The 23,721-nt window shown below is 68.7% G+C and carries 30 protein-coding genes, 1 tRNA gene and 1 pseudogene; 22 read left to right on the top strand and 10 right to left on the bottom strand.

The annotated features are described in order from the left end of the window. Positions 1–446: 446 nt before the first annotated feature. Together FLX08_RS38215 and FLX08_RS38210 are read right to left on the bottom strand one after the other, a co-directional pair. On the bottom strand, positions 447–632 hold the full coding sequence (locus FLX08_RS38215; protein ID WP_208761935.1) for a hypothetical protein: 186 nt from the start codon (positions 630–632) through the stop codon (positions 447–449). Between the two features lie 113 nt (positions 633–745). Then, positions 746–1,648: an alpha/beta fold hydrolase gene (locus FLX08_RS38210; RefSeq protein ID WP_167530741.1), complete on the bottom strand. Its 903-nt coding sequence runs from the start codon at positions 1,646–1,648 to the stop codon at positions 746–748. 94 nt (positions 1,649–1,742) lie between these two features. On the opposite strand from FLX08_RS38210, the gene FLX08_RS38205 reads away from it, so the two are divergent. From FLX08_RS38205 to FLX08_RS38185, 5 genes are all read left to right on the top strand, one after another. Continuing rightward, entirely contained in the window at positions 1,743–2,348 is a 606-nt protein-coding gene (locus FLX08_RS38205; RefSeq protein WP_142625141.1) for a PadR family transcriptional regulator, read from the top strand. Further along, complete coding sequence (locus FLX08_RS38200; protein WP_142625140.1) at positions 2,345–2,740, top strand: hypothetical protein; 396 nt, start codon at positions 2,345–2,347, stop codon at positions 2,738–2,740. Before FLX08_RS38205 ends, FLX08_RS38200 begins: the two co-directional genes overlap by 4 nt. Next, positions 2,731–3,024, top strand: coding sequence for a hypothetical protein (locus tag FLX08_RS38195; RefSeq protein ID WP_142625139.1), 294 nt, complete (start codon positions 2,731–2,733; stop codon positions 3,022–3,024). The genes FLX08_RS38200 and FLX08_RS38195 overlap by 10 nt, the downstream gene beginning before the upstream one ends. A gap of 282 nt (positions 3,025–3,306) precedes the next feature. Further along, positions 3,307–4,743 carry a serine/threonine-protein kinase gene (locus FLX08_RS41730; RefSeq protein WP_280117157.1) on the top strand — a complete coding sequence of 479 codons (1,437 nt, stop codon included), beginning with the start codon at positions 3,307–3,309 and terminating at the stop codon, positions 4,741–4,743. Between the two features lie 198 nt (positions 4,744–4,941). Next, positions 4,942–5,406 carry a tetratricopeptide repeat protein gene (locus FLX08_RS38185; RefSeq protein WP_142625138.1) on the top strand — a complete coding sequence of 155 codons (465 nt, stop codon included), beginning with the start codon at positions 4,942–4,944 and terminating at the stop codon, positions 5,404–5,406. A gap of 110 nt (positions 5,407–5,516) precedes the next feature. Here the strand turns inward: FLX08_RS38185 and FLX08_RS38180 are convergent. After that, positions 5,517–6,206 (bottom strand): annotated as a pseudogene (locus FLX08_RS38180) (iron-dependent transcriptional repressor DtxR). 8 nt (positions 6,207–6,214) lie between these two features. Further along, positions 6,215–6,748 (bottom strand): YbhB/YbcL family Raf kinase inhibitor-like protein, encoded by a 534-nt coding sequence (locus FLX08_RS38175; protein ID WP_142625137.1) that lies wholly within the window; start codon positions 6,746–6,748, stop codon positions 6,215–6,217. An 86-nt stretch (positions 6,749–6,834) separates the two neighbouring features. On the opposite strand from FLX08_RS38175, the gene FLX08_RS38170 reads away from it, so the two are divergent. The 3 genes from FLX08_RS38170 to FLX08_RS38160 all read left to right on the top strand — a co-directional run bounded on the left by FLX08_RS38170 (position 6,835) and on the right by FLX08_RS38160 (position 8,869). After that, positions 6,835–7,530, top strand: a complete 696-nt coding sequence (locus tag FLX08_RS38170; RefSeq protein WP_142625136.1) for a GntR family transcriptional regulator — start codon at positions 6,835–6,837, stop codon at positions 7,528–7,530. 22 nt (positions 7,531–7,552) lie between these two features. Beyond that, positions 7,553–7,987, top strand: coding sequence for a hypothetical protein (locus tag FLX08_RS38165; RefSeq protein WP_142625135.1), 435 nt, complete (start codon positions 7,553–7,555; stop codon positions 7,985–7,987). Positions 7,988–8,080: 93 nt separating this feature from the next. Continuing rightward, entirely contained in the window at positions 8,081–8,869 is a 789-nt protein-coding gene (locus tag FLX08_RS38160; protein WP_142625134.1) for an SDR family NAD(P)-dependent oxidoreductase, read from the top strand. A 22-nt stretch (positions 8,870–8,891) separates the two neighbouring features. On the opposite strand, the gene FLX08_RS38155 is transcribed toward FLX08_RS38160, so the two are convergent. Further along, the gene (locus tag FLX08_RS38155) at positions 8,892–9,752 is read right to left on the bottom strand and encodes a helix-turn-helix domain-containing protein (RefSeq protein ID WP_142625133.1); all 861 of its coding nucleotides are present in this window, start codon (positions 9,750–9,752) and stop codon (positions 8,892–8,894) included. Positions 9,753–9,853: 101 nt separating this feature from the next. On the opposite strand from FLX08_RS38155, the gene FLX08_RS38150 reads away from it, so the two are divergent. Together FLX08_RS38150 and FLX08_RS38145 are read left to right on the top strand one after the other, a co-directional pair. Then, positions 9,854–10,549: an SDR family NAD(P)-dependent oxidoreductase gene (locus FLX08_RS38150; protein ID WP_142625132.1), complete on the top strand. Its 696-nt coding sequence runs from the start codon at positions 9,854–9,856 to the stop codon at positions 10,547–10,549. A 43-nt stretch (positions 10,550–10,592) separates the two neighbouring features. Beyond that, the gene (locus FLX08_RS38145) at positions 10,593–11,222 is read left to right on the top strand and encodes a GNAT family N-acetyltransferase (RefSeq protein ID WP_142625131.1); all 630 of its coding nucleotides are present in this window, start codon (positions 10,593–10,595) and stop codon (positions 11,220–11,222) included. A gap of 26 nt (positions 11,223–11,248) precedes the next feature. Here FLX08_RS38145 and FLX08_RS38140 read toward each other — a convergent pair whose 3' ends face one another. Continuing rightward, the gene (locus FLX08_RS38140; RefSeq protein ID WP_142625130.1) at positions 11,249–11,617 is read right to left on the bottom strand and encodes a barstar family protein; all 369 of its coding nucleotides are present in this window, start codon (positions 11,615–11,617) and stop codon (positions 11,249–11,251) included. Positions 11,618–11,626: 9 nt separating this feature from the next. After that, the gene (locus FLX08_RS38135) at positions 11,627–12,040 is read right to left on the bottom strand and encodes a ribonuclease domain-containing protein (protein WP_208761933.1); all 414 of its coding nucleotides are present in this window, start codon (positions 12,038–12,040) and stop codon (positions 11,627–11,629) included. A gap of 166 nt (positions 12,041–12,206) precedes the next feature. Here FLX08_RS38135 and FLX08_RS38130 point away from each other — a divergent pair, with 166 nt between their 5' ends. After that, entirely contained in the window at positions 12,207–13,025 is an 819-nt protein-coding gene (locus tag FLX08_RS38130) for a glycoside hydrolase family 16 protein (RefSeq protein ID WP_167530740.1), read from the top strand. Positions 13,026–13,206: 181 nt separating this feature from the next. Here the strand turns inward: FLX08_RS38130 and FLX08_RS43165 are convergent, their stop codons facing one another. Then, positions 13,207–13,329: a hypothetical protein gene (locus FLX08_RS43165; RefSeq protein ID WP_280117156.1), complete on the bottom strand. Its 123-nt coding sequence runs from the start codon at positions 13,327–13,329 to the stop codon at positions 13,207–13,209. A 209-nt stretch (positions 13,330–13,538) separates the two neighbouring features. Between FLX08_RS43165 and FLX08_RS38125 the strand changes: the two genes are divergently transcribed. The 8 genes from FLX08_RS38125 to FLX08_RS38090 all read left to right on the top strand — a co-directional run bounded on the left by FLX08_RS38125 (position 13,539) and on the right by FLX08_RS38090 (position 19,944). Then, on the top strand, positions 13,539–13,997 hold the full coding sequence (locus FLX08_RS38125; RefSeq protein WP_142625128.1) for a MaoC family dehydratase: 459 nt from the start codon (positions 13,539–13,541) through the stop codon (positions 13,995–13,997). 130 nt (positions 13,998–14,127) lie between these two features. Next, positions 14,128–14,200 (top strand) — tRNA-Arg (locus FLX08_RS38120). Between the two features lie 689 nt (positions 14,201–14,889). Continuing rightward, positions 14,890–15,387 (top strand): hypothetical protein, encoded by a 498-nt coding sequence (locus FLX08_RS38115; RefSeq protein ID WP_142625127.1) that lies wholly within the window; start codon positions 14,890–14,892, stop codon positions 15,385–15,387. Between the two features lie 343 nt (positions 15,388–15,730). Next, positions 15,731–16,474 carry a DUF6461 domain-containing protein gene (locus FLX08_RS38110; RefSeq protein WP_142625126.1) on the top strand — a complete coding sequence of 248 codons (744 nt, stop codon included), beginning with the start codon at positions 15,731–15,733 and terminating at the stop codon, positions 16,472–16,474. Positions 16,475–16,494: 20 nt separating this feature from the next. Continuing rightward, positions 16,495–16,905, top strand: a complete 411-nt coding sequence (locus FLX08_RS38105; RefSeq protein ID WP_142625125.1) for an alpha/beta hydrolase — start codon at positions 16,495–16,497, stop codon at positions 16,903–16,905. A 231-nt stretch (positions 16,906–17,136) separates the two neighbouring features. Continuing rightward, positions 17,137–17,991 (top strand): peptidoglycan-binding domain-containing protein, encoded by an 855-nt coding sequence (locus tag FLX08_RS38100; RefSeq protein ID WP_142625124.1) that lies wholly within the window; start codon positions 17,137–17,139, stop codon positions 17,989–17,991. Positions 17,992–18,032: 41 nt separating this feature from the next. After that, positions 18,033–18,929 carry a peptidase inhibitor family I36 protein gene (locus tag FLX08_RS38095; protein WP_142625123.1) on the top strand — a complete coding sequence of 299 codons (897 nt, stop codon included), beginning with the start codon at positions 18,033–18,035 and terminating at the stop codon, positions 18,927–18,929. A gap of 121 nt (positions 18,930–19,050) precedes the next feature. Beyond that, positions 19,051–19,944 (top strand): SpoIID/LytB domain-containing protein, encoded by an 894-nt coding sequence (locus FLX08_RS38090; RefSeq protein WP_208761932.1) that lies wholly within the window; start codon positions 19,051–19,053, stop codon positions 19,942–19,944. Positions 19,945–20,006: 62 nt separating this feature from the next. Here the strand turns inward: FLX08_RS38090 and FLX08_RS38085 are convergent, their stop codons facing one another. Further along, positions 20,007–20,987 (bottom strand): NBR1-Ig-like domain-containing protein, encoded by a 981-nt coding sequence (locus FLX08_RS38085; RefSeq protein WP_244313194.1) that lies wholly within the window; start codon positions 20,985–20,987, stop codon positions 20,007–20,009. Between the two features lie 208 nt (positions 20,988–21,195). On the opposite strand from FLX08_RS38085, the gene cpt reads away from it, so the two are divergent. Continuing rightward, positions 21,196–21,732 carry a chloramphenicol phosphotransferase CPT gene (cpt, locus tag FLX08_RS38080; protein WP_142625120.1) on the top strand — a complete coding sequence of 179 codons (537 nt, stop codon included), beginning with the start codon at positions 21,196–21,198 and terminating at the stop codon, positions 21,730–21,732. 43 nt (positions 21,733–21,775) lie between these two features. Beyond that, entirely contained in the window at positions 21,776–22,279 is a 504-nt protein-coding gene (locus FLX08_RS38075; RefSeq protein ID WP_167530739.1) for a nucleotidyltransferase domain-containing protein, read from the top strand. 18 nt (positions 22,280–22,297) lie between these two features. On the opposite strand, the gene FLX08_RS38070 is transcribed toward FLX08_RS38075, so the two are convergent. Continuing rightward, complete coding sequence (locus FLX08_RS38070; RefSeq protein ID WP_142625119.1) at positions 22,298–22,999, bottom strand: helix-turn-helix domain-containing protein; 702 nt, start codon at positions 22,997–22,999, stop codon at positions 22,298–22,300. A gap of 95 nt (positions 23,000–23,094) precedes the next feature. Here FLX08_RS38070 and FLX08_RS38065 point away from each other — a divergent pair, with 95 nt between their 5' ends. After that, positions 23,095–23,376, top strand: coding sequence for a DUF2000 family protein (locus FLX08_RS38065; protein ID WP_208761931.1), 282 nt, complete (start codon positions 23,095–23,097; stop codon positions 23,374–23,376). Positions 23,377–23,721: the final 345 nt, after the last annotated feature.

Genomic DNA, 23,721 nt, shown 5'->3' with positions numbered 1-23,721 from the left:
AGGAACGGCGACCGGCTAAGGTGCACGCGAAGACGGGCTTGCCCCTCCGTCGCCGGCCCGCTGCCGCTTCGCGGTGGGTCGACGGCATACGGGATGCGCGGAAGGCAAGGTGTGCGCGTCCGCGCTGGTCACGAGCCCGCTCTAGTTGCAGTTTTAGTTGCAGTTCCCCGCCGTACCAGGCCGTTCCAGGAGGACCGCCGGGCGGTGTTGGTCCAGGTGGAACGGATCGGGACGGCCGAGAGCCGAGCTGCTAATGCGGTTTGGGTCTTAAGCCCATCCGGGGTTCAAATCCCCGAGCCTCCGCCAGCTGAGCAGGAAATAGGCCCTCGCCCGGGACGACCGGACGGGGGCCTATTTGATCTCTACGGGGGCGTGGTGGGCACATGGGGCACACCGCGTTCCGATCATGCTTTGCGCGCCCTCCGGGGATGATCGCCCAACGGCAGCTAAGAGATGAACGGGAGGAGGAGGTCGAGCAGGACCAGGAAGGGCGTCCAGACCTTGACTCGGCGGACAACGGCGAGCTGGACGACGAGCGCGAGCCGGCCGATGTAGAAGAGGAACGGACCGCCGTCGTAGACGGCGATGGAGACACCGGGGACGGCCCGGATCTGGTCGATTAGGACGCCCATACCGGCATGGTCGGCGGACAGGAAGCCGGCCGCCACACCTCCCCTCTACTCCTTCCGAAGGCAGCGAAGCCGGAGCGGTCGACAAGATGATTGTCGTCCCGAGGCCTTGGCCCTTAGGCGGCCGCCGTGAAGAAACGCCGCAGTTCGGCCGCCACGATCTCCGGACGGCCGGCGGGATTGCGCTTGCTCACATCTCCTGACGCGTCATGGTCGAGTCCGGGGAACTCGATCCGTTCGACGTGGGGAATGGTCTTCTCCAGACCGGACAGCGCGGGCTTGAGGAAGGGGAGTCCCTTACTTCCGCCGAGCAGGAGTACTTCAGCCTGTACGTCGGCGAAACGGTCCAGGGTGTCGGCCAGCTCGGCCATCAGCACGCCTTCGTAGTGCAGAGTCGGGGCGAGCATGCGCATGGTCGCATCGCCTGGCTTGGCATTCTTGTCCTCGCTCTTCGTCAGCAGGCCGGTCAGCCAGGTCAGTAGCCGTCGCGGCATGACGTTCATGATCGGCGGCCCAAGTCGAAGTCCAAGCATGCTGGTCACCAGTGCGGCTGCCACCTTGCCTTCGGCCATCTCCCGGTCGAAGCGGTCGATCCATCCGGTCAACTGAGGGATGTCCTCCAGAAGCAGTGCCGGTTCGTATACGGCGACCTTGTGAATCGCCGGTAGCGTGCGTGCCGCCTGGAGCACGGCGACGCCGCTTGCACTGACGCCGAAGACGTAGTGGGCACCCGTCTCGTTCAGAACCGCGTCGAGGTCTTCCACTTCCTTCCGCACGCTGTAGCCGTCCCCGTACGGTCCGCTCTGGCCGCGGCCGCGGCGGTCGGGCAGGTGGACGGTGAACGCGTCGGCCAGCTCTTCGGCCATGGTCACGTGATTCCTGGCCGTCTCCATGGAGCCGTGCAGCAGGACAACACCGGGTCCGTGCCCGATGGTGTGGAAAGCGATACGGGTGCCGTCGGCAGAGGTGACGAAGCTGGTGGTGAGCTCTGCCGCCTGCGGCCGTTCCTGGATGGTCATTGCGGAGTCCTTTGGGTGGCTGCGAACCGACTCTCCGGATAGTTTCATGGTAACTAGTTTTTAGTCAACTAGTGTCCGGTGTTAGTGTGGGGGAATGCCCACTCCTCGTACCGGCTCACCCCTCGCCCTGACCGTCCTGGCGCTGTTGCAGTACAAGCCGTTGCACCCCTACGGCATCCAGCGGCTGATCAAGCAGTGGGGAAAGGACAAGGTGGTCAACGTGGGCCAGCGAACGAGCCTCTACCGGACGATCGACCGCCTCATCACCGCCGGCCTGATCCGTGTGCGAGAGACCGAGCGCGACCAGGCGTATCCGGAGCGAACCGTCTATGAGATCACCGACGTGGGACGCGCGGTGGCCCGCGAGTGGCTGCTGGACATGCTCGCCATGCCCAAGCAGGAGTTTCCGGAGTTCCCGGCGGCGTTGTCCCACCTGCTGATGCTCGCCCCTCAGGAGATAAGCGATGCCTTGGAACGGCGCGTCAGAACGCTCAGCGAAGCACTGGCCGGACTAGAGGCCGAAATAAGTGCTGAAACCGGACACGGACTCCCTCGCATCACTATGCTGGAAGCCGAATATCTGCGCGTCGTGACTGCGGCGGAACTGCAGTGGCTCCGCTCGGTCGTCGACGAAATGCGCAACGGTGAGCTGACCTGGTCGGCCGCTGACCTCGTGGCCTTCGCGGAAAGCCCGGAGTGAAATCGGCACCGAAAGCAGTACATACGACGGATTCACGCCTGTCGGCCAAGACCAACGTGTGTGACCACTGCGTGTCGGCTGAGCGGGTTCGCGCGGCGCGTGCCGCACCACTTCGGATGCTCACGGCAGCCGCGCTGAATCCCTACGCCTGGAATGGCCTGTACACATGGGGAGACGTCGAGGAATTCAAGCACTACCTGCCCCGGCTGCTGGAGCTGCTCATCCTCGAGGAGCTTGACGACCTGCACGCCCCTTCCTTGATGCTGCGACTCGGCGTCAGGTGGCAAACCTGGATGCAAGATCAAGCAGGAAGCCGTCATTGGCACCGTCGGCGCATGTGGCGACAGACCCTCAGCAGTTATCCGCGTGACGTCGACGGGGCATGGATTTGATTGAGATCATCGCCGATGACCTGAAGTTGGATCTGGCTCCCTACCTGGCCGAGTGGGAGTCCAACACCACCGAGGCGGCGGCCCGCCACATGGCGTGGCTCATGCACGACTTCACTGTCGCCGTCGCCCACGGCGCCGAGTGGTATGCGCTCCTGGACAGATGGATCGGGGGAACGGCACCCGCGGTGATCCTGGAGCGTGGGTTCTTCTCCGCCAGCTCGCCGGAAGTGGCCCAGGAACTCTCCGACGCACTCGAGACCCACCGCATCTGGAGCCGACACTGAACCGCCATTAAGGCGCCTCCGGCGATGTGGGTGTAACGCTCTGTCGTCGTGACGCGGGCGTGCTCCGGATCGTTGACGTCATTCCTCGGGACGCGGACGGCTCGTGGGTCTGGAAGCCGGCACGGCTCCCCTCGGCCGGCCCCGATGGTGGAAGCGGCGATCACACCGGCGGGTTCCGCTACGGAGGGGGATCGTATTGACTGGATCCCGTCCGCGTTGACGATCGTTTCGTGTCGGAAGAACCACCGGCTCCGGTAACGTCGCCTCCGTTTCCGCGTACCCGTGGAGGATGAGTTGCAAGGGTCGCAGCAGCTTCGCACGGATGATCCCCGTCAGGTCGGTGCGTACCGGATCGTCGGTCTGCTCGGTGAGGGCGGCCAGGGCGTGGTGTACCGGGGCGTGGGGGTGAACGCTGAGCCTGTCGCGGTCAAGTTGTTGCACGCGCGGTTCAGCGGGGACGCCAAGGCCCGAGCGCGGTTCGCGGCTGAGCTGGCGCACGCCGGAAAGGTCGCCGCGTTCTGTACGGCACGCGTGCTGGACGCGGACGTGGAAGGCGACAGGCCCTACATCGTCAGCGAGTTCGTGGACGGTCAGGCGCTCTCCCAGGTGATCGCGGCCGGCCAGGCGCCTCAGGGGCCCGCACTGGAGAGGTTGGCGATCGCGACGGTGACCGCGCTCGCCGCCATCCACGAGGCCGGGATCGTGCACCGCGACTTCAAGCCCAGCAACGTCATCATGGGCGCCGATGGGCCACGCGTCATCGACTTCGGCATTGCGCGCGCCCTGGACGCGACCGGCACGTTGTCGAGTGCGATCGTCGGCACGCCCGCTTTCATGGCACCCGAGCAGATCGAGGGGGGCGAGGTCGGCCCGGCCGCAGACGTCTTCGCCTGGGCGTGCACCATCGCCTACGCCGCCAACGGTGTCACGCCGTTCGGGCAGGACTCGATCCCCGCGGTGATGCACCGCATCCTGACCGGCGAGCCCGACCTCGGCCGGCTTGTGGGAGCGCTGCACGGCATCGTGACCGAATGCCTCGCCAAGGACCCTGCCCGGCGCCCCAGCGCACGTGCGATCCTGCTCCGTCTGCTCGGCGGGGCACAGTCCTCGTCGACACCGGAGACGTTGCTCATCGCGGGTGCGCGGGCCTCGGCATCAGGCACCCTGCTTTTCGCTGAGCCCACCCGGCCGGTCGGGGAGCCGCCTACCCGGCAGGTCGCGGCACCGGCGGCGCCAGGCGGCGAGCGGGCCGGTGCGGGCCGCCGGGCGGCGGCATACGCGGTCGCGGCCGCGGCCCTCTTCCTGGGCGCCGCGACGTTCCTTCCCTGGGGAAGGGTCGGCAAGCTGCTCGGGTCGATGACCCTGCCCATCGACAATGCCGACGTCGCCGGTCTCGCGACACAGTGGGGAGTCATCACCCTGGTCATGGCCGTGGCCGCGATGGCCGTCGCCGTCACCGACGCGCTCACCCGGCGTCTGTCCGCCGCCTGGGCGGTCGTGCCCGGCTGTGTCGCGGTCGCGTCGATGGCCATGTTCTGGATCCGCCAGGACGACCTGCACTCCAAGCATCCGAGCGCGGGGATGTTGACGGCCGATGATCTGCGCGAACTCGGAACGAGCTTCCACGTCTCCATCTCCTACGGCTGGTACACGGCGATCGCGCTGGCCGCGGTCCTCATGGTGCTGTCGCTGGTCTCCCTGCTGGTCCGCCGATCCTGACGACTGAGCCGTGGGCGCTCTCGTGGCGTCGACCATCGAGGCGAAGCCGAAAGACGATGCCGCGCCCGTACGCTTCGGGCACCGGTCGGCGGGGATGGTCGTCCGGCTCGACGTCGGCTAATCGGCGAGAACTGATCTAAAAGCCACGCCCAGCTATTAGGGTGGCCGCTGTTGCCGGCGACGGTGAAGGAGCTACTGATGACCACCGATCCAACGCTGACCCGGATCGGCCAGGGGGTGGAGCTGCATCACCACCAAGGTCAGCGTGACGCCGCTCGCGACTTGTTCGCGCAGATCTGGGACGACATCGGCGGCGAGCAAGGCGATCCGCTGCACGTTTGCGTCCTTGCCCACTCGATGGCCGACGTGCAGGACGACGTGCACGAGGAGCTGATGTGGGATCTGCGCGCGCTCGCCGCCGCTGATCGCGTCACCGATGAGGAGGTGGCGCAAGCCGGGGTGGCGCTTCCGGTGGCGGGCCTGTATCCGTCGTTGCACCTGAACTTGAGCGAGTGCTACCGCAAGCTCGGCGACCTCGATCGTGCTCGTGAGCACCTCCGGCAGGCCCGAGACGGGATCGGCGCGCTCGGCGACGACGAGTATGGGCAGCTCATCAGAGGCGGCCTGGAGCGGGTGGCCGAGCAGTTGGGCGACACCGTCTGATTGCGCGCCCGGTTTTGTCCTGACCGCCGCTGGGCCACAGCCGCGCACCAGCGTCCAGACGAGGCATGGTGAGACGCGCTCGTCGGTCGGGGAGGTCGGACCGGCTGGGCTCAGCGCTTGGCCACGAAGATGTGGGCGGCGGTCCGTATGGGGAGCTCGGCGAACTTCCCGCTATGGCCGACCAGCACGCCGCAGGGTGACGACGTCACCTTCACGACCGCGCCGGGCCGTACCCCTGCCTGCCGCAGGGCGTACATCAGCTGGGGGTCGGTCTGGATCGGCTCCCCGATGCGCCGTACGACCACGCTCATGCTCGGTCCGGGCTCCAGATCGCCGAGGCTGACGACGCCCTCGCCGAGGAACGGATCCGCGGTCGGCCTCGCGCCGAGCTCCTCCAGGCCCGGGATCGGGTTGCCGTACGGCGACTCCGCCGGGTGTCCCAGCAGGTCGAGGACGCGGCGTTCGACGGCCTCGCTCATCACGTGCTCCCAGCGGCAGGCCTCGGCGTGGACGTGTTCCTACTCCAGCCCGATCACGTCGACGAGCAGGCACTCCGCGAGGCGGTGCTTGCGCATCACGCGCGTGGCGATCCGCCGTCCCTGCTCCGTCAGCTCCAGGCGCCTGTCACCGGCGACGTACAGCAGACCGTCGCGCTCCATGCGCGCGACGGTCTGGCTGACGGTGGGGCCACGCTGGTGCAGGCGCTCGGCGATGCGGGCGCGCAGGGGGACCACGCCGTCCTCCTCGAACTCCAGGACGGTGCGGAGATACATCTCCGTGGTGTCGATGAGTCGGGACATGCGGTCCGTCAGGCGGGGGTTTCGGCGGTCGCGATCAGGACCGCGCGGCCGAGGGTGTGGCCGGCCATGGTGAAGCCGAGGAGGGCCGGGGTGGCATCGGCCGGGACGCCGATGGACTCGACGTCGAGGGCGTGTACGACGACGAAGTAGCGGTGCAGGCCGTGCCCGGCCGGCGGCGCGGCGCCGATGAAGCGGGCCTCGCGGACGTCGTTGGGCAGTTGAAAGGCACCCTCGGGCAGGCCCGAGCCCGTGTGGTCGCCGGCGCCTTCGGGCAGTTCGGTGACGGTGGCGGGGATGTCGGCGACCGCCCAGTGCCAGAACCCGGACCCGGTTGGCGCGTCGGGGTCATAGATGGTGACGGCGTAGCTCTTGGTGCCGTCCGGGCCGCCGCTCCAGGAGAGTTGCGGGGAGATGTCCTTCCCGCCGGGGACGCCGGAGGAGAACTGCTCGGGCGGCCAGGCGTCGCCGTCCCTGACAGTGGTGCTGGTGACGGTGAAGGACGCCGCCTCGGGGAGGCGGGCGAAGGGGGCGTTGGCGCTCATCGCGTCGTTCCTTTCTATTGGCGACCGACATCAATCGACCATAGCACCAATAATCGATTATTTGTCCAATCGTCTATGATGTGTGCATGGATCAGGTCGCCCCTCCGGCTTCCCCGGGGAAGCAGATGCTCTCCGAGCAGGTCTACGCCCACCTGCGGGACGCGATCATGCGCGGGGTCTACGCTCCCGGTGACGCCCTCAAACCGCAGGACATCGCCAAGGAGCAGGGCGTGAGTCTGGCGGTGGTGCGCGAGGCGCTCGTACGGGTGGTCGGTGAGGGGCTCGCCGACCGGCTGCCCAACCGCGGCTTCGCCGTCCCGGCCTTCTCCGACCGCCGCTGGCAGGAGATCGCGGAGGCTCGCCGGACCATCGAACCGGTCGTGCTGCGCATGTCCATCGAGCGCGGTGACGTCGACTGGGAGGCCCGGGTGCGAGCCGCCCACCACCGTCTGGCCCGCACCCCGGCGTTCGTACGGGAAGAGGGCGAGCACTACAGCAGCGCATGGTCCGAGGCTCACCGGGTCTTCCACCGCACGCTGCTGGAGGGCTGCGGCAACCCCGTCCTGCTGGAGACCTTCGATCGGATGTGGACCGCGAGCGAGCTGGCTCGCCGCTGGGCGGCGCAGCGCGACCCCGGCAGGGACGCCATCGGCGAGCATCGCAGGCTGGAGGAGGCGGCGCTGGCCCGCGACGCCGACACCGCGGCCCAGGTCCTGGCCCGGCACCTCACCCAAACCGCTGCCGCTCTGACCGGCGACGCCCGGCAGGCCGATGAACCGTAAGTGTTCCTATTACGCTCTTCCGGTGCCGACAGGGAAGAATCGTCGCTCGTGGGCGTGGTTCGCGGTCGCGGCGAGCGCGTCGCTGGTGCCGTGGGCGCTGCTCGCGACAACGGAGAGCGACAGGTGGTCCCAGCCTCCCCTGCCCGTGAAGTCGATCGCCGTCTCGATCGCCGGGGCCTCGGCGCGGGATCTCATCGTTCTGGACGTCATCGTCATCGGACTCCTGCCGCTTCTGGTGGGCGTCGCCGCCGTGACGAGGTCGCGCGCGCTGGTCCGCGTCGCCTGCGGAATCTCGGGCGTTCTGGCTCTGCTCCACCTTCAGCGCTTCCTGGTGGAGCTTCCGATGACCCGCCTGCCGGCGGACACCCCCGCGGACCTCGTCGCCGGCAGCCAGCCGGACTTCTACCTCGGCGGGAGCCCTTACGGGGGGTGCTGGCTCCCATCGCCTACGCGGTGAGCACCGTCGCCCTTCTCGCCGTCGCCCGCGCAGGCGCCGCCCGCGCGGGCCGCAGCAAGCTCCCGTAGATCTCAATCCACGAAAGGGGCGGAAGTGGGCTCTTCGTACGTTGTCACCGGGGGTGGCCGCGGCGTCGGACGTGCGGTCGTCGAACGGCTCCTCGCGGACGCGAACAGCGCCGAAGCGAACAGCGTCGTCGTGATCGAGTTCGACCCGTCGGCGCTCGAGTGGACCCGCACCCACCCGGCCGGTTCCCGGGCCATCGCGGTGGCCGGGGACGCCGCCGACGAAGCCGTCGCGGAGCGGGCCGCCGACCTGGCACAGGCCGCGGGCCCGCTGGCCGGCTGGGTCAACAACGCCGCCGTGTTCCGTGAGGCGTCACTGGACTGCCCACCGGCGCGCGAGGTCCTGGAGCACGTCGACGCGAACCTCGCTCCCGCGGTCGTCGGCTCCATGACCGCGATCCGCCGCTTCCTGAGCGCCGGTGCGGGCGGGGCGATCGTCAACGTCTCCTCTCACCAGGCGCAGCGGCCGGTGCGTGGCTCCTTGCCGTACGCGACGGCGAAGGCCGCGGTCGAAGGGCTCACCCGAGCGCTCGCGGTCAACTACGGACCGCGGGGAGTCAGGGTCAACGCCGTCGCCCTCGGCTCGATCGGCACCGAACGCTACGAGGCGTTCCTCCGCAGCCAGGAGCCAACGGCGGCCGCACGCATCGAGAACGAGATGAGCCTGCTGCATCCGGTCGGCAGGGTCGGACGCCCGGAGGAAGTGGCCGCCACCGTCGCCTATCTGCTGTCCGACGACGCGAGTTTCGTCAACGGCGCGACCATCCCGGTGGACGGAGGCCGGTCGATACTCGGGCGCGACCCCGAGGAAGCCTGAAAGATCATGGCCGGGGGGCGGCTCAGAACCGACCGGCCGTGACTCCGGCGACGCGGGCGAGGTCGAGCTTGGTCTCGTCCTCGCTGCCGGGGATGGCCGTGTAGATGACGATCTTCAGGTCGTTGTCCGGGTCGGCGAGCACGTCGCAGTCGACGGTGATGTCGCCGATCACCGGATGGCGGATCGTCTTGCGCTCCTCGGCGTGGCGGCCGACGGCGCCGGAGTGCCACAACCGGGCGAACCGCGGGTTGCCGCCCAGCGTCCGGCGGATCAGCCCGCTGAGGCGCGCGTCCTGCGGGTAACGGCCGGAGGCGCGGCGCAGGTCGGCGACGATGGCCCGGTCGGTCGCCTCCGCGTTCTCCGAAACCACGGGCCATGCCGCGAGGCCTCCCCGATCGGACGGCGCGGGAAAACGCGAGCGCACCAGATTGCGCTCCTCCGGCGCGAGCACGGAAGGGTCGCCGAGGAGCACCGCCCAGCTCCGGTTCCACCACAGCAGCCGCCAGTCGGCGGCGAACACGGCGACCGGCGCGTCGCCCAGCCGGGTGAGCACCCGCTGCATCCCGGGCGGAATGTGGTCACTGATCATGCCGTCCGAAGGCGGCTGCAGCCCGGCGAGCCGATAGAGGTGGTCGCGCTCGGCGGCGTCGAGCTGCAGCGCCCGTGCCAGCGCGGCGGCCACCTGCGCCGACGGCGTGGTCGCCCGGCCCTGCTCCAGCCGTACGACGTAGTCGACCGAGACGCCCGCGAGGTCGGCCAGCTCCTCGCGGCGCAGTCCGGCCGCACGGCGTACGCGGCCGGCGGGCAGGCCGACAGCCGTGGGCGAGAGCCGGTCGCGCCAGGCGCGGATCGTCGCGCCGAGGCTCGTCTCGTCTGTCGTCATGTGCCCATTCTGCGGCGGCGGCGAGAGGCCAGGGTGGTACTGCCTGTCCTACCGGCGAGCTCTCCCTGGCTGTGCCCATCCGGAAGGCCGACGCTCGACGCATGACCATCACCTTCATCACCGGGGCCAACAAGGGCCTCGGGTTCGAGACCGCCCGCCGCCTCGTCGACCTCGGCCACACCGTCGTCCTCGGTGCCCGGGACCCCGAGCGCGGGCGGACGGCGGCCGGCAGGCTCGGCGTACGCTTCGTGCGGATCGACGTCACCGACGACGCGTCCGTGGCGGCCGCGGCGGAAGACGTCGCCGCGCACGAGGGCCGCGTCGACGTCCTGATCAACAATGCCGGGATCATCGGTGCGCACGTGCCCGCCGACGAGCTGACCTCGGCTCACGCCCTGGAGGTCTACCAGACGAACGTCGTGGGCATCATCCGCGTGACCAGCGCCTTCCTGCCGCTCCTCCGCAAGTCGGAGCACCCGGCGATCGTCAACGTGAGCAGCGGCACGGGCTCGTTCGCGCTGACCCACGACCCCGGCCGGGTGGAGTCGAAAGTGGTGGGGCCGCTGTACACGTCGTCGAAGTCCGCGGTGACGATGCTCACGACGCAGTACGCGAAGGCGTTGCCCGACATCCGGATCAACGCCGCCGATCCCGGCTACACCGCGACCGACCTCAACGGGCACAGCGGCCACCAGACCGTGACCGAGGGGACCGACGCGATCGTGACGCTCGCGACCGAGGGAGCCGACGCCGGAGTCGGCCGGTTCATCGACCGTTTCGGGCCCGTGCCGTGGTGAAGACCGTTTTGAGCTAGTCGCGGCCGGTGGCTACCGTTTTCCGGTGATCACCTTGGCTGACGTCCTCGCTCGTGCGGCCGGCGGGCACCCGCCCGAGCCGGGTGGCGATCCGACCGTCGTTCCGCAGCCGTCCGTACGGCACGCGGGAGTCATCGCCTTCACCGCGCACAACGTGATCTTCGCCGATGTCGGCGAGCACTGGATCAGGTCCCGGTTGCCCGCCGACGATCTGTCGGCGCCGCTCAACCCGCCGTTCCTCAGCGACCTGGAGGAACGTACGGGACGCCGGGTGAACAACATCGACATGCTCGCCCTGGCCGCCCCCGCCGCAGGTCCCCCGCCCGTCGAGCTGGCCGAAGTCACCGACGCCGCCCATCCGCGCGTCGATCGTGCCCATCTTTATCGCGACGACGTACGCGTCTGGACCTGTCCGGGCGGGCTCGTGCTCGTCGGACGGGGAGTGGGCGGGCGGTGGGAGGTCGCGATCGAGGTCGAGCCGGCCGCTCGTGGACGCGGCCTCGGCCGCACCCTCGCCCGCGCGGCCCGGCATCTCACCCCGCACCCGCTCTGGGCGCAGATCGCCCCGGGCAACGCCGCGAGCGTACGGGCCTTCCTCGCCGCGGGCTACGTGCCGATCGGCGCCGAGGCGCTCCTCGTCCCGCCGGCCGAGTGACGCACCGGATCGCACGTACGGGCAGGTCAGGGCAGAGCCTCGGTCAGCCGGCGGCGGAGCAGGGGCTCGTGGGCGGGATCCGTGTGGAGGGTCAGGGTCAGCCCGGCCTCGGCGGCGTCGGCGAGGACGGCGAGCAGGGTGGCGAACTGCCCGGGAGGCTCGGCGTCGAGCAGCTCCTCGGCGTGCTCCACGGCCAGGTGGATCGGCCCGGCGTCGCGCAGAGAGTCAGTGAGTGCGTCCCAGTTGCGACCGAAGTACGCCGGGAGGCGCAGGGCCCGTGCCACCTCGTCGAAGAAGGCGGCACGGGTCCGGCAGGCCCGCCCGTCGACGACCGCCGGGGCCGCATCGGTGGTCACCGTGAGCCACGGGGGCAGCGGACGCTCGGCGGAGGCCATGAGGGGTCCTTAAAGCCGGTAGAAGTCGGTGTAGTGGTTGGGCGAGAACCAGGTCACGCCGGTGCTGCGGTTGACGACGATCCGGTACGCGTCACGTGAGGCGCCCCGCGCACGGGAGTAGACGTCGTACTCGTAGTAGGTGGCGCCGCCGGGAAGCTGGCCCTCCCGGTTGTAGAAGCGCCCGCCGGTGTAGTTGTACCTGCCGTCCGGCCAGGAGTACCAGCCGCTGCTGGTGGGATAGCCCTTCCCGGCCCAGATCGCGTTCGCCGAGCGGGCGTCGGCGCAGCGTGAGATGGTGCAGGAGTTGTAGACCGACGCGTGGGCGGGGACGGTGCCGGTCACTCCGGTGAGGGACACGATGGCGGCGATCACGACGGCGAGTCGTCCCGGCCAGGACGGCCGGAAGCGTCGCGGAGTCTGCACGAGACCTCCTTGTGGGGGCGAGGGGACAGACATTCGCCAGCATCACCTCTAAACCGGGACGAACCAAGGTAGAGATCGGTGAACTCCCGTGGTCTCTTTCCGATATGCCACTTCTGTATGCCCTGTGCGGGCTTCGCTCCCCCACGGATCGATCCAGGATTGACGCATGAACGACACGTACGCGCTGGATCCGGCGGCGAAGGCCGGTTACGTGCTGGAGTTCGAGGACACCTTCGACGGGGACGGGCTCGACGAGAGTCGCTGGATCCCGCGTTATCTGCCCCAATGGACCACACGCGCCGCCTCGGCGGCCCGATATCGCGTGGCGGACGGCCGCCTGCGCCTGCTGATCGAGGAGGACCAGCCGCCGTGGTCGCCGGAGATGGAGGGCCGGATGCGGGTGTCCTCGCTGCAGACGGGCGTGTTCTCCGGGCCGGTGGGCAGCGCCGTCGGCCAGCACGGGCGGGGCGGCCGGGCCGTCGTCCGCGAGGCCCAGGACGAGACGCGGCTCTACACCCCGCACTTCGGCCTGATCGAGATGCGCGCCCGGGCCACCGACGATCCGCGCGCCATGGTCGCCCTGTGGATGATCGGCTTCGAGGACGCCCCCGAGCGGTCCGCGGAGATCTGCGTCTGCGAGATCTTCGGGCGTGACGTACGCCCGGACGCGACGGCGGTCGGCATGGGCGTCCACCCGTTCGGCGATCCCGCGATCACCGACGAGTTCGCCGCCGAGGTCCTCCCCATCGACGCGCGTGAGTTCCATGTGTACGCGGTCGAGTGGACCCCGGATCGGGTGACGTTCTTCGTGGACGGCCGGCACGTCAAGACCATCCGGCAGTCCCCGGGCTATCCGATGCAGCTCATGCTCGGCATCTACGAGTTTCCCGACCTTCTCGAGGCTGAGGGGCCCGAGCGGGTGGGGCCGTACCCCAAGGAGGTCGTGGTCGACTACGTGCGGGGCTATCGGCCGGTGGTGGACTGAGGTGTGGCTGGTGGGTATGAGGCATTTAGAGCGTCATGTCCTGATGATGAGCCGGCGCATCATCCTGGTCGCGGTGGAGTCAGGGATCACCGCGGGTGGTGGCCCGGAAGCGCGTCCGGAGCGGTAAGCGACGACCGGTGCCGGCCGGGGCTGGTCTCCGGCCGGCACGTCCCCCCGATGCTCACCCGAACAGCTTGACCAGCAGCAGGATGATGAGCGCCCAGCAGACAAGACCTGCGACCACGACCGCGACGAGTCCGCGAAGCCGATACCGTTTGCCGGGTGGAGCGGGTTGCTCGTCCACGTTCCCTCCACGTCGGGGCATGTTCCGGCGTACGCCCCGCCTTGTGCAGATACCCCCGCGGGCAATGGCCTGTTCGTCACTCACAGTGATGTGTTTGTTGCCTATTGGCAGCACGCGCTCGCTCCCCCGATGGAACCAGTGTGGAGGGTAACGCGTTTTGGGTCCTCCGATTCCGGCCGGTCCCGGGTTCGCGTGAATAGGCTGCGGACATGCGGATCTTCACGAACCTCGCCGAGCTCAAAGCGGCCAAGGGCGAGCATCTCGGGTACACCGGCTGGCGAGACATCGACCAGGAGAGGGTGAACGCCTTCGCCGACGCGACGGACGACCACCAGTGGATCCACGTGGACCCGGATCGGGCGAAGAAGAGCCCGTTCGGTAACACCATCGCCCACGGATATCTCACGCTCTCGCTGCTGCCGTCGCTGCTCGGCGAGCTCTATCGAGTGGACGGCCTGCGCATGGCCATCAACTACGGGCTCAACAAGGTGCGCTTCCCGCGGCCGGTTCCCGTCGGGTCCCGCGTACGGGCGGGGGCGGAGATCACCGACGTCAAGGGCACTCCCTCGGGCACCCTCGCGAACCTCCGCGTCACGATCGAGATCGCGGGAGTCGACAGGCCGGCCTGCGTCGCCGACACGCTCACGCTCTTCGTTCCCCAGGAGTGACCGGCCCTGCGCGTACGGGGTGGGCTTGGCGGCTTGACCGGGGGCGGAGCGACTTATTGGCGCAAGCAGGGGTGACGGGTCTGGTAGAGTTACACCCGTTGCAGGGCACCGCAGGTGAACAGGCAGCAAAGCGGCCGTAGCTCAATGGATAGAGCATCTGACTACGGATCAGAAGGTTAGGGGTTCGAGTCCTCTCGGCCGCGCACATCATAGAAGGCCCGTGACCAGGGAAAACCTGGAAACGGGCCTTAGTGTTTTCGGCTTCACGGCCCCCGAAGGGCGGAAGTTGCCGCCACCATGGCCAGTCAGGCGAGGCGCGGGGATCCGGCGACGTCTTGGCGAGGAAGCTCCTGCCGATGGGTGTAGAGGTACGGCCTGGCCCAGCCGGGCAGCGCGGCGAGGATCCGTTGTACCTGGGATGACTTCCCGCGTCCAGGCTTGTAGTGCCGCTGCCACATCCCGGGGCTCCAGGAGAGTGTGCTTCAGGACGATCACCGCGGTCATGGGCCGGGAGGTGAGGCCGGGAACCTTATGGATCGACGGTCCGTGGCGTCCGCACCGCAACCTGCGCGGGCGAACCTCGGAAGGGCGCCGAGACGGCATGGCCCTTTCTGGTCGACGTCATCGCGCAGGTGATCGCATGCCGGAAAGCCGATCTCCAGATCCGGTCCGTTGACCTGCCGTCCTCACAATCACAAGACTGTGGCCGACCGCCGTACGGGGCCGGGGGGCGATCGACGGTCCGGGGCTTCGTCCCTCAGCCCTGGTCCACCGGGTACCTCGCCCCTCTGGGCGTACGGGCTCACGTACCGAGAACTGTCGTCTCCGATTGGTTGAATCTGCCCCGAACACACATGGACCACTTCCATCAACCGGATACAAGGAGAGAGCGATGGCCATGGGGGAGCTCATTTCCCACCTCGTGCAAGGAGCCGACACCGAGACCGGGGCCTGGATGCTGATCGATGAGGCGGCTGCCACTGGTGAGCAGGCAGCCCCCTGGGAGCAGAGCTGGCCTGGGCAAGGGCCGGACTGGCTCACGATCGGTCCCAACGCTCTGCTCTGTGACACCCCCCGGGACTTCACCCCGTACATCAGGCTGGAACTTTGGAGTGATCAACCCGCCGCGCCCGAGCCGGCCTGGGAGCATTCATGGACCGACGAAATCTTCTTCCGCTCGGGGAAAATCCATCTATTAGACTATTTTGATCCATGCATCGACAGTCGACTCCCATTTCTCGACCTGGGTCACCAGAACGCTACCTGGCTCGTTCGGGCGCAACACAAGACACTGGAGAACAATCAGGAGACTGACTTCCCCAGCTACATCTATCGGGCCGAAATCTACAAGTTCCAATTCTGGCGGCCGATCCCGCAAGATTCGCCATGAAGGTATGCGAGCAGGCCCTCGGCAGGACGCCGCTGTCGAGGCATGGCCTGGTAGGCAATAACGTCGCTTCGCTTTGGAGAGCCACCTTGGGAGCCACCCGAACGGGCGATCGTGAACCGAGCCGTACGGAAGCTTCCTGGATCATCCCGGCTCGTTGCTGACATCCTTGCTCAGAGGCTGGCTCACAACCGTTCTCGCGATGCCTTCTTCCATGATGGAGCCGGACCGTCGGCCGTTCCCCAGCATGCGCGTGATCGTGAGAGCCCCGGCGTAAGTCGATCAAGAAGCTGTCGGGGATGTCTGCTTGAGTCGCCCGGGAACGATGCACGGGCAGGGAGCGGGAATGCGACAGTCAGAGCGTCTTTGGCATCTCGTCCGGTCCTATGGCATGGGCGAGTGGTTCATGGCCGCGTGGGTGGAGGGCGTGGAGGTTTGGGAGGCCGCCCGGCGTCTGGGGGTGTCGGTCGCGGATGTGGACGACTCGGTCGAGTGCAGCTGGACCGATCTCCTGCGCGAGCGGTATTCCGACGGTGAGGGAGTCGTCTGGGCCGGTCGGCTGACGGCGGACTGGACGCAGATCATCCAGGTGCAGGGGTTCGACTGCGGGCGGGCATTGCGGGAGCTGTCGTTCGGCGGGCGGGCGCTGCTGGTGGGCTGGGATCTGAACGGGCCGCGTGATCTCGAATACGCGGTCAACGGTGAGTACGTCACGGGACTCAGCGTCACCGTCCCCGGCAAGCGCTGGGGAAGCGACCCGCAGGCGCTCGATCCCTACATGCAGGGGTTGCAGTTCGACTGGAACGACTCCAGTTGGGAGAACGACCCCGAGCTGCCGGCGGGATGGCTGGAGTACTGCGCGTGGGAGGAGGCCCGCCTGGAGAGCGGGGAGGACTACGGCGAGGAGGAGGTCCCCGACGAGTGGCAGGACTTCATCGGACTCGCCTGCAACGGGTACAGCCCGCCCCTGGCGACCTGTCTCAGCTCTGCCCTGGCCCTTGTCGGCCGGGTGACGGGCCGGGAGATCGACAGGGAGTGGATGCACGGGGCTCACACCCGCTACGTGATCCGCGAGTGGCATGACGGCTGATAAGCGTTCAGTTCGCGGTCATGTGCCAGGACACGAGCTGGCCTCGGCGCGACGCGAAGACGATCGCCCGGCTCATCGACGCCGACAAGAAGACCTATCCGCTCGCGGGCGGCCTCGGCGCCGGCGTCTGGCCGTGCGGCCACTGGCACCAACCCGCCAAGCCGGCCGGCATCACCCCCAACCCTCACGGTCCCCGCGACATCCTCATCCTGCAGAACCGCGACGATCCGGCCTCGCCCTATGCAGGCGCCGTCGAGACCCGGCACGCGTTCCGGAACCGCGCCAGCATGATCACCGTTGACGCCGGCGGGCACGGCGTCGACACGACAACCCCCTGTACAGCCGGCAAGATCACCGACTTCCTGACCCGTGACACGCTCCCGGCACGACCAGACCTGCTGATACTCGGCGGACGCCGACCTGACGGCTGACGCTCCGCCACATCGCAGAAGGCCCGTCACCGGAGAACACCTGGTGGCGGGCCTTGGCGTTTCCCGGGGACCCGACGCCATGCGATCACCTGTCAGGCGGCGCGTACGGCCTGTACGGAGGGCCTGCCGTACAGGCTGACAACACGATCGCGTTGTGGACGGCGCCGGCGATCCGAAACCGTGGGTCCCGCCGCAGGAACCACCTGCCGGCGTTCGACACCAGGAGAAACGATGAAGCTGCCTCCACGCGCCGCCGGCCTCATGGCGGTCGCCGTGCTCGCCTGCCTGACCGGGGTGCCCGGGATGCCCGGGGCGTCGGCGGCACAGGCGGCCGAGGCCGGGGCCCTGCCGAGTGTGGACATGGAAGCCACCGTCAAGGCAGCCCAGATCGACCCGCGGCGGCCTGACGACACGCTGACCCCGGGCGCCAAGGCCAGCGTGCTGCTCGTGGAGAGAGCGCTGCGCGACCGGCGTCTGCTCGACGCGAAGTGGGTGGACGGCTACTTCGGCACCACGACGATCGCCGCCTTCGCCAAGTTCCAGAGGTCGCTCGGCCGCACCGGTCTCGCCGCCAGCGGCCTTCCCGACACGGCATCGCTCACCAGGCTCGGAGCCGGCCGTTTCACGGTCACCCACGTCATCGGGCCCGGCGCTCGGGTGTCCACCGGCGGCGTCGTCGTCGACGCCCGTACGCGGAGCATGCTGGCCGAGGCGAAGCGGCTGCTCGGCCGCGACCTCGTGCTGTTGCAGGGGTCGTACAACCCCGGCGGTGACCCCACGTCCGCGGGCACCCACGACGGTGGGGGCGTCGTGGACATCTCGGTCAAGGGGATGAGTTCCGCCACGCGTACCGCCGCCGTCCGGGCGTTGCGGCGCGTCGGCTTCGCGGCATGGCTGCGCAACCCCGATCAGGACGACTGGCCGTGGCACATCCACGCCGCCGCCATCAGCGACACCGACCTCTCCAGCCGGGCCCAGCACCAGATCGGCGACTACTACCTCGGCCTGAACGGCCTCGCCGGCCGTGCCCCCGACGACGGCCCGAAGGTGCCCATCCGCACCTGGGAGGAGTACCGGCGCCACTGACCATCCGTAACCCAGGCCGCACAGACACGAAGGAGAACACCATGGGAACGTTCGGCAAGATCCTCACTACGGCTGCCGCCGCGACGATGCTCGGTGGGACGGTGCTCGCGACCGCTTCGCCGGCGTCGGCGGCCACGCGCAACGGCGTGTGCGAGGCCGGTGAGTTCTGTTACTACTTCAACAGCAACAATCAGGGGTCGGTGTCCGACTTCCCCGGATCCGTGGCCGACTATGGCACGCGGCAGCCGTCCTGCTACGACTTCAAGGGGCCCGGCGCCGGCAAGGGCAAGTGCATCAAGAACGAGGCCGCCTCGGTCTGGAACCGCAGCAGTAAGACCGTGCGGGTCTACTACAACAGCAACTACGGCAGCAGCGTCTACCAGGACTTCGCCCCGGGAGCCAAGGGCAACCTCAAGCCCGGCCTCAAGAACCAGAACGCCTCCCACCAGTTCGGCCCGTCGTCGTCGGCGCGCGCCGACATGTCGTACGCGCTGTACAAGACCAGCGGCGGCGGCATCAGCTGCGGCTTCGACGGTTACGTCCACACCTCCGGGCGGCATGAGGGCATCGACATCGCCCGCAGAGAGGGTTCGGGCGTCCACGCCCTGGTGAGCGGCCAGGTCATCAACCTCGTGCGCGGGCGCAACGGCGGCAAGGGGCTCTCCACGATCGCCGTCTACAACGCCTCGCTGAACAAGACGATCATCTATCTCCACTCCGATCCGCTGTCCTCGCTGCGCGTGGGCCAGCAGATCGCGCGCGGCCAGCTCATCGCGGAGGAGGCGTGGCACGGGATCTCGTCCAGCTCGGCCGCGCACACCCACGTCGAGATGCGCCCCGGACGGCAGAAGCTCGCCGCCAAGAGCGTCGGCGACCCGACGCTGAGCAACCCAAACCCGAACTCGTTCTGGATCTCCCAGGGCTACAACATCCGCTAGCGGATCGCGGCCTGCGATGAGGAGGAAGGCAACTGTGTCTCCACGACCTGCACGGCTGATCTCGCCGCACACCGCGACTGCCATCGCGCTGGTGCTCGGTGGGACAGTGCTTGGTGGGACGGTGCTTGGTGGGACGGTGCTCGGCACCGCTTCGCCGGCGTCGGCGGCCACGCGCAACGGCGTGTGCGAGGCCGGTGAGTTCTGTTACTACTTCAACAGCAACAACCAGGGGTCGGTGTCCGACTTCCCCGGATCTGTGGCCGACTATGGCACGCGGCAGCCGTCCTGCTACGACTTCAAGGGGCCCGGCGCCGGCAAGGGCAAGTGCATCAAGAACGAGGCCGCCTCGGTCTGGAACCGCAGCAGTAAGACCGTACGCGTCTACTACAACAGCAACTACGGCAGCAGCGTCTACCAGGACTTCGCCCCGGGAGCCAAGGGCAACCTCAAGCCCGGTCTCAAGAACCAGAACGCCTCGCATCGGTTCCTGAGCTCCGCGCCGCCGACGGGGTGCAAGACCGACGGCACGCACACCAGGCTGCCCACGACGATCCTCGTCTACCGCAAGGCCCTCGACCGCGTCGACCGGGTGGACTTCAAGACGTACATCAAGAACGTCCTGCCCAACGAATGGCGGTCGCACTGGCCGGGGGAGTCGCTCAAGGCCGGGGCGATCGCGGTCAAGCACTTCGGCTGGTACTGGGCACTGAGGTCGGCGAGCAAGACGCCGAGCGGCCAGTGCTACGACGTCACCGATGACACGGCCAGCCAGGTGTACAAGCCCGGCTCCGCGACGGCGGCCACGAACGCCGCGGTGGACGCGACCTGGGGCGTCCGGATGACGCGCGACGGGAAGATCTTCAAGGCCCAGTACTGCTCGACGACGACGGCGTGCCGTCACTGGGTCACCGGCGACTGGATGTCGCAGACCGGCTCTCGCGACAAGGCCGAGGCGGGCTGGAGCTACCGCCGGATCCTCACGTACTACTACACGGGGATCGTTCTCGGATCCTGACCCCGCGGACCGTACGCCTTCGGTTCCCCGCCGTGCCCGCCATGCACGGCGGGGAACCGGCGTCAGTCGACGATGATCTGGAAGTTCAGCGGACGCCCCCCGGGGAAGGCGACCTGTCCCGAACCCTCCATCATCTTGAACCGCACGTAGCACAGGCCCGGCTTCTTCGGCGTGATGATGTCGGTCCGGATGTCGACCATCTCTCCGGGTCGCGTGTCCTTGATCGGTATGTCGGAGACGGTCTGGCATTGATCAGGCTGCTGCGGGAGGTCGAGGCGATGCAGCGAATATGCCTTCCACGGCACCGTTCCGGCGTTCTTGAGCCGCCACACCTTCGTCACGGTCTGGCGGGGCCCGACGTGCGTGCAGTCGGGCAACGTGATGTCCCCGATGAACTTGGCCGAATCCCCTTGGTGGGCCGGCAGGCTCCACGGAGGGTTGGTGGGGTGCACCGGGCAGTCGGCTGCCGACAGTCGGGTCGTCGAGGGGCTCTCGGGCGGGTTCACGCTCGGCCCGTCGGTCCCGGAGCCACGATCGCCGGTGACCGCGACGAGGACCACTGCCGCCACACCGACGGCCCCTACTGCGAGGGCGGCCACAACCGGGCGGGCCGGCCGGAATCGCCCGCGATCCCCCGGCACGGACGAAACCGGCCCGGTCGCCGGCGGCGATGCCGGGGTCTCACCGGCCGGCCAGGGACCTTCTACGACGTCCGAGACGGCGTTTTCGAGTTCGTGAGGAGGATGGGCCGCGACGACGCCCGCGTGGTTCGACGGCACTCCGGCGCTCGCCGACCTGACCGCGAGGTTCGCGATCTCCCAGCGTTCGCGGTACGCGGCCGGGTCCGCACCGCACGCCTTGACGAACTCGACGGTGGTCTCCCAGCTCGGGAGCCGGTTGCCCTTCGTGGCCTCGTGCAATGTCGTGTGGGAGATGGCGCCCGACCGGCCGGACATTTCGCGAAAAGGTGGGTTGCCGACCGATTTGCGAAGTTCTCGCAGTGCCGCCGCGAAGTCCTCGATCGCCTTCGCCCGTGCACGCATGTCGTCCACCCGGGTGAAGCTAACAGCGCTCACGGTATTCGCTCAAGCGAACGGAGAATCTCGCACACGTCCCGTCGTGCCTCGTCCGATGCCTGTCGTCGTACGGAAAATCGCGTGGGCCGAGCGCCTCCGGGCAGGTCGTGGACGGCAGGGACGGGTCACGGAAAAGGTGTTGGAGCTGTGCGGGGTCACCCTTTAACGTGGCGCGGTGGCCACACAGGTGATTGTCCTCAACGGCGGTTCCAGCTCAGGAAAGTCCGGGATCTCCCGATGCTTGCAGGCGGTCCTGCCGGATCCGTGGCTCGCTCTCTCGGTCGACACCATGGTCGAGGCGCTGCCCGCCTCCTTGCGCTCATCGGATGCGGGGATCACTTTCGCACCGGACGGCCAGGTCGATGTCGGGCCGGCATTCCAGACCCTGGACGCGGCGTGGACGGAAGGGATCGCCGCGATGGCCCGCGCTGGCGCCCGGGTGATCGTGGACGATGTGTTCCTCGGCGGGGCGGCCTCCCAGCAACGCTGGCAGAAGGCCCTCGCCGGGCTGGAGGTGCTCTGGGTCGGCGTGAGGTGCGACAGCGCGGTCGCCGCGGGACGGGAGATCGCGCGGGGCGATCGCGTCGAGGGGATGGCCGCGTTGCAGGCGGACGTGGTTCACGAGGGCGTGGTCTACGACCTCGTGGTGGACACCACACACACCGAGTCCCTGGCGTGCGCGCAGGCCATCGCCGCCCACGTACGCCGCTGACGCCGAGCCCGGCGCGCAGATCGAGACGAGGGGGAGCGGGCCGGTGCTGCCGATCGGCGAGATGCTGCGGGTGCTGAACGCGCTGAACGCCGCCGGATGCGAGGTCTGGGTCGCCGGGGGCTGGGGGATCGACGTCCTGGTCGGACGCGTCACCCGGGACCACCACGACCTCGACCTGCTCCACCGCGCCGAACAGGAACCGCTGGTGATCGCGGAGTTGGAGTCGCTCGGGTACGCGGAGCGGCCCGGCGCGGTGCCCGGGCGGCCGGCCAGGTTCGTCATGACCGACGGCCGTGGGCACGAGCTCGATCTCCATCCGCTGCACGTCGGGGAGGACGGCTCGGCAGTGCAGCACCTGGACGACCGTGGTGCGGCGTTCCACTACCCGGCCGAGGTCTTCGTCACGGGCACGATCGAGGGCGTGCGGGTGCGCTGCCTGTCCGTCGACCAGCAGGTCGCCTTCCACCAGGGCTACGAGCCCCGCGACCGCGATCTGCACGACATGGCGAGCCTGCGTGCGGAGTTCGGCGTCACCACGCACTTCTGATCCCGCCAGGGCGGGTGGTCAGGGCGCGTACAGGAGAGACAAGGGCTGTGCGGGCTGCCGATCGCCCAGTTGTGTGGCGGTTCGCCCGATGTAACGGCTCAGGGACCGTGCGAGGTGCGGCTGGTCGAAGTATCCGAGCCGGTGGATCACATCGTGGACCGGCACGCCGTCCTGGATCAGGACCGCCGCCCGCCTGGCGCGGTCGATCTGCCGGATCGCGCCGCGGGTGAGCCCGGTCGCTGTTAGGAATCGTCGCTGCACGGTGCGCTCCGACACGTCCGGCGGTGCGCCGCGGAGCACCGCGGCGACAAGCGGGTCGCGCTCCACGACACTCTCGCGCACCAGCCGCCGCACGAACGCCTCGGCGTTGTCCCAGTCGGGCAGATGCCAGGAGGAGCCCTTCAGCCAGAAGGACCTGTGGGTCGTGCCGGGGATCTCCGCGGACCCGTCCACGAGCCGGCCGAGCGGAAGATGGGGCATCGCGGTGCCGAGCGAGAAGATGATCCCGAAGAACGTGGCGTCCTCGGGAACGGGGGCCTGGCTCGCCCTCGTCTCCGGCCCCTGGACGGAGGCGCTGACCTGGCCGCGGTGCTCCCAGAAGACCAGGTCCCAATGGGCGGTCGCGACGGCCGTCATCTGTTCCACGTCACGGCTGCTGCTGCGCCACACCCGCTCGATGTAGGGCGATTCGGACGAGCGGCTCTCGATGTGCAGGCCCATCCGAGTGACTCCCCCCTGACTCGCGGAACATGGTCATGCGGTCCCGTGTCGAGGGCCGTCGAACCAGGATGGTACGTCCCGCCGGTGACAAAACCGTGAGCGGGCGGACCCTCGGACGGGCGCCGCCGCGCGTCACATCGGGCTGCTCCGTGCCGGCCGCGGACGCCGCCGCGCTGCGCGCCATCCGCGCGAAGGCCGCGTCGTCCGCCGGGTGCTTCGTGGCGGACATGCCCGCCGCGGCCCAGCAGACGCGCGTCTACGCCGACTACCTCTTGAAGGAGACCGCGGCCGACGACGTCGACTATTACGCGGTCGGCGTGGTCGGGCCGCGCAACCGGGTCGAAAAGATCGTGGGAAAGCTGCCCCTGATGCCGTGACCCGGCCGTGGACGGTGGCGGCTCGCGGTGCAACTTTCACCCGCTCCCGGGTTGCCCTTTGTCGTCTCCGGCGGCTTGTGTGCATGTGAGGGCGGTCGTAGGCGAAGAGCGGCCGTCGCGTGTCGTTGACCGGTGATCGGCGGGATCGTACGGTGATGCGCGGTGTTCCCGTGTGTGGACGTAGTTCGGGTGCACGAAAAGCCTTGTGGGGTCGGGAGTCATTCCTCGGTCAGGGGCCCTGCGCGACCTGCGAGGAGCTCGGTTGTGACACGCAGAACGAGAACGGGTGCCGGGGTGATCGGCGCCCTGGCCGCAGTCGCCGCCCTGGCCGGGGTGGCCACGGCC

The sequence above is a fragment of the Microbispora hainanensis genome, assembly GCF_006874475.1.
Classification (GTDB): Bacteria; Actinomycetota; Actinomycetes; order Streptosporangiales; family Streptosporangiaceae; genus Microbispora; species Microbispora hainanensis.
The sequence above is the reverse complement of the archived record's forward strand: the minus strand, read 5'-3'. Positions and strand labels throughout refer to the sequence as shown.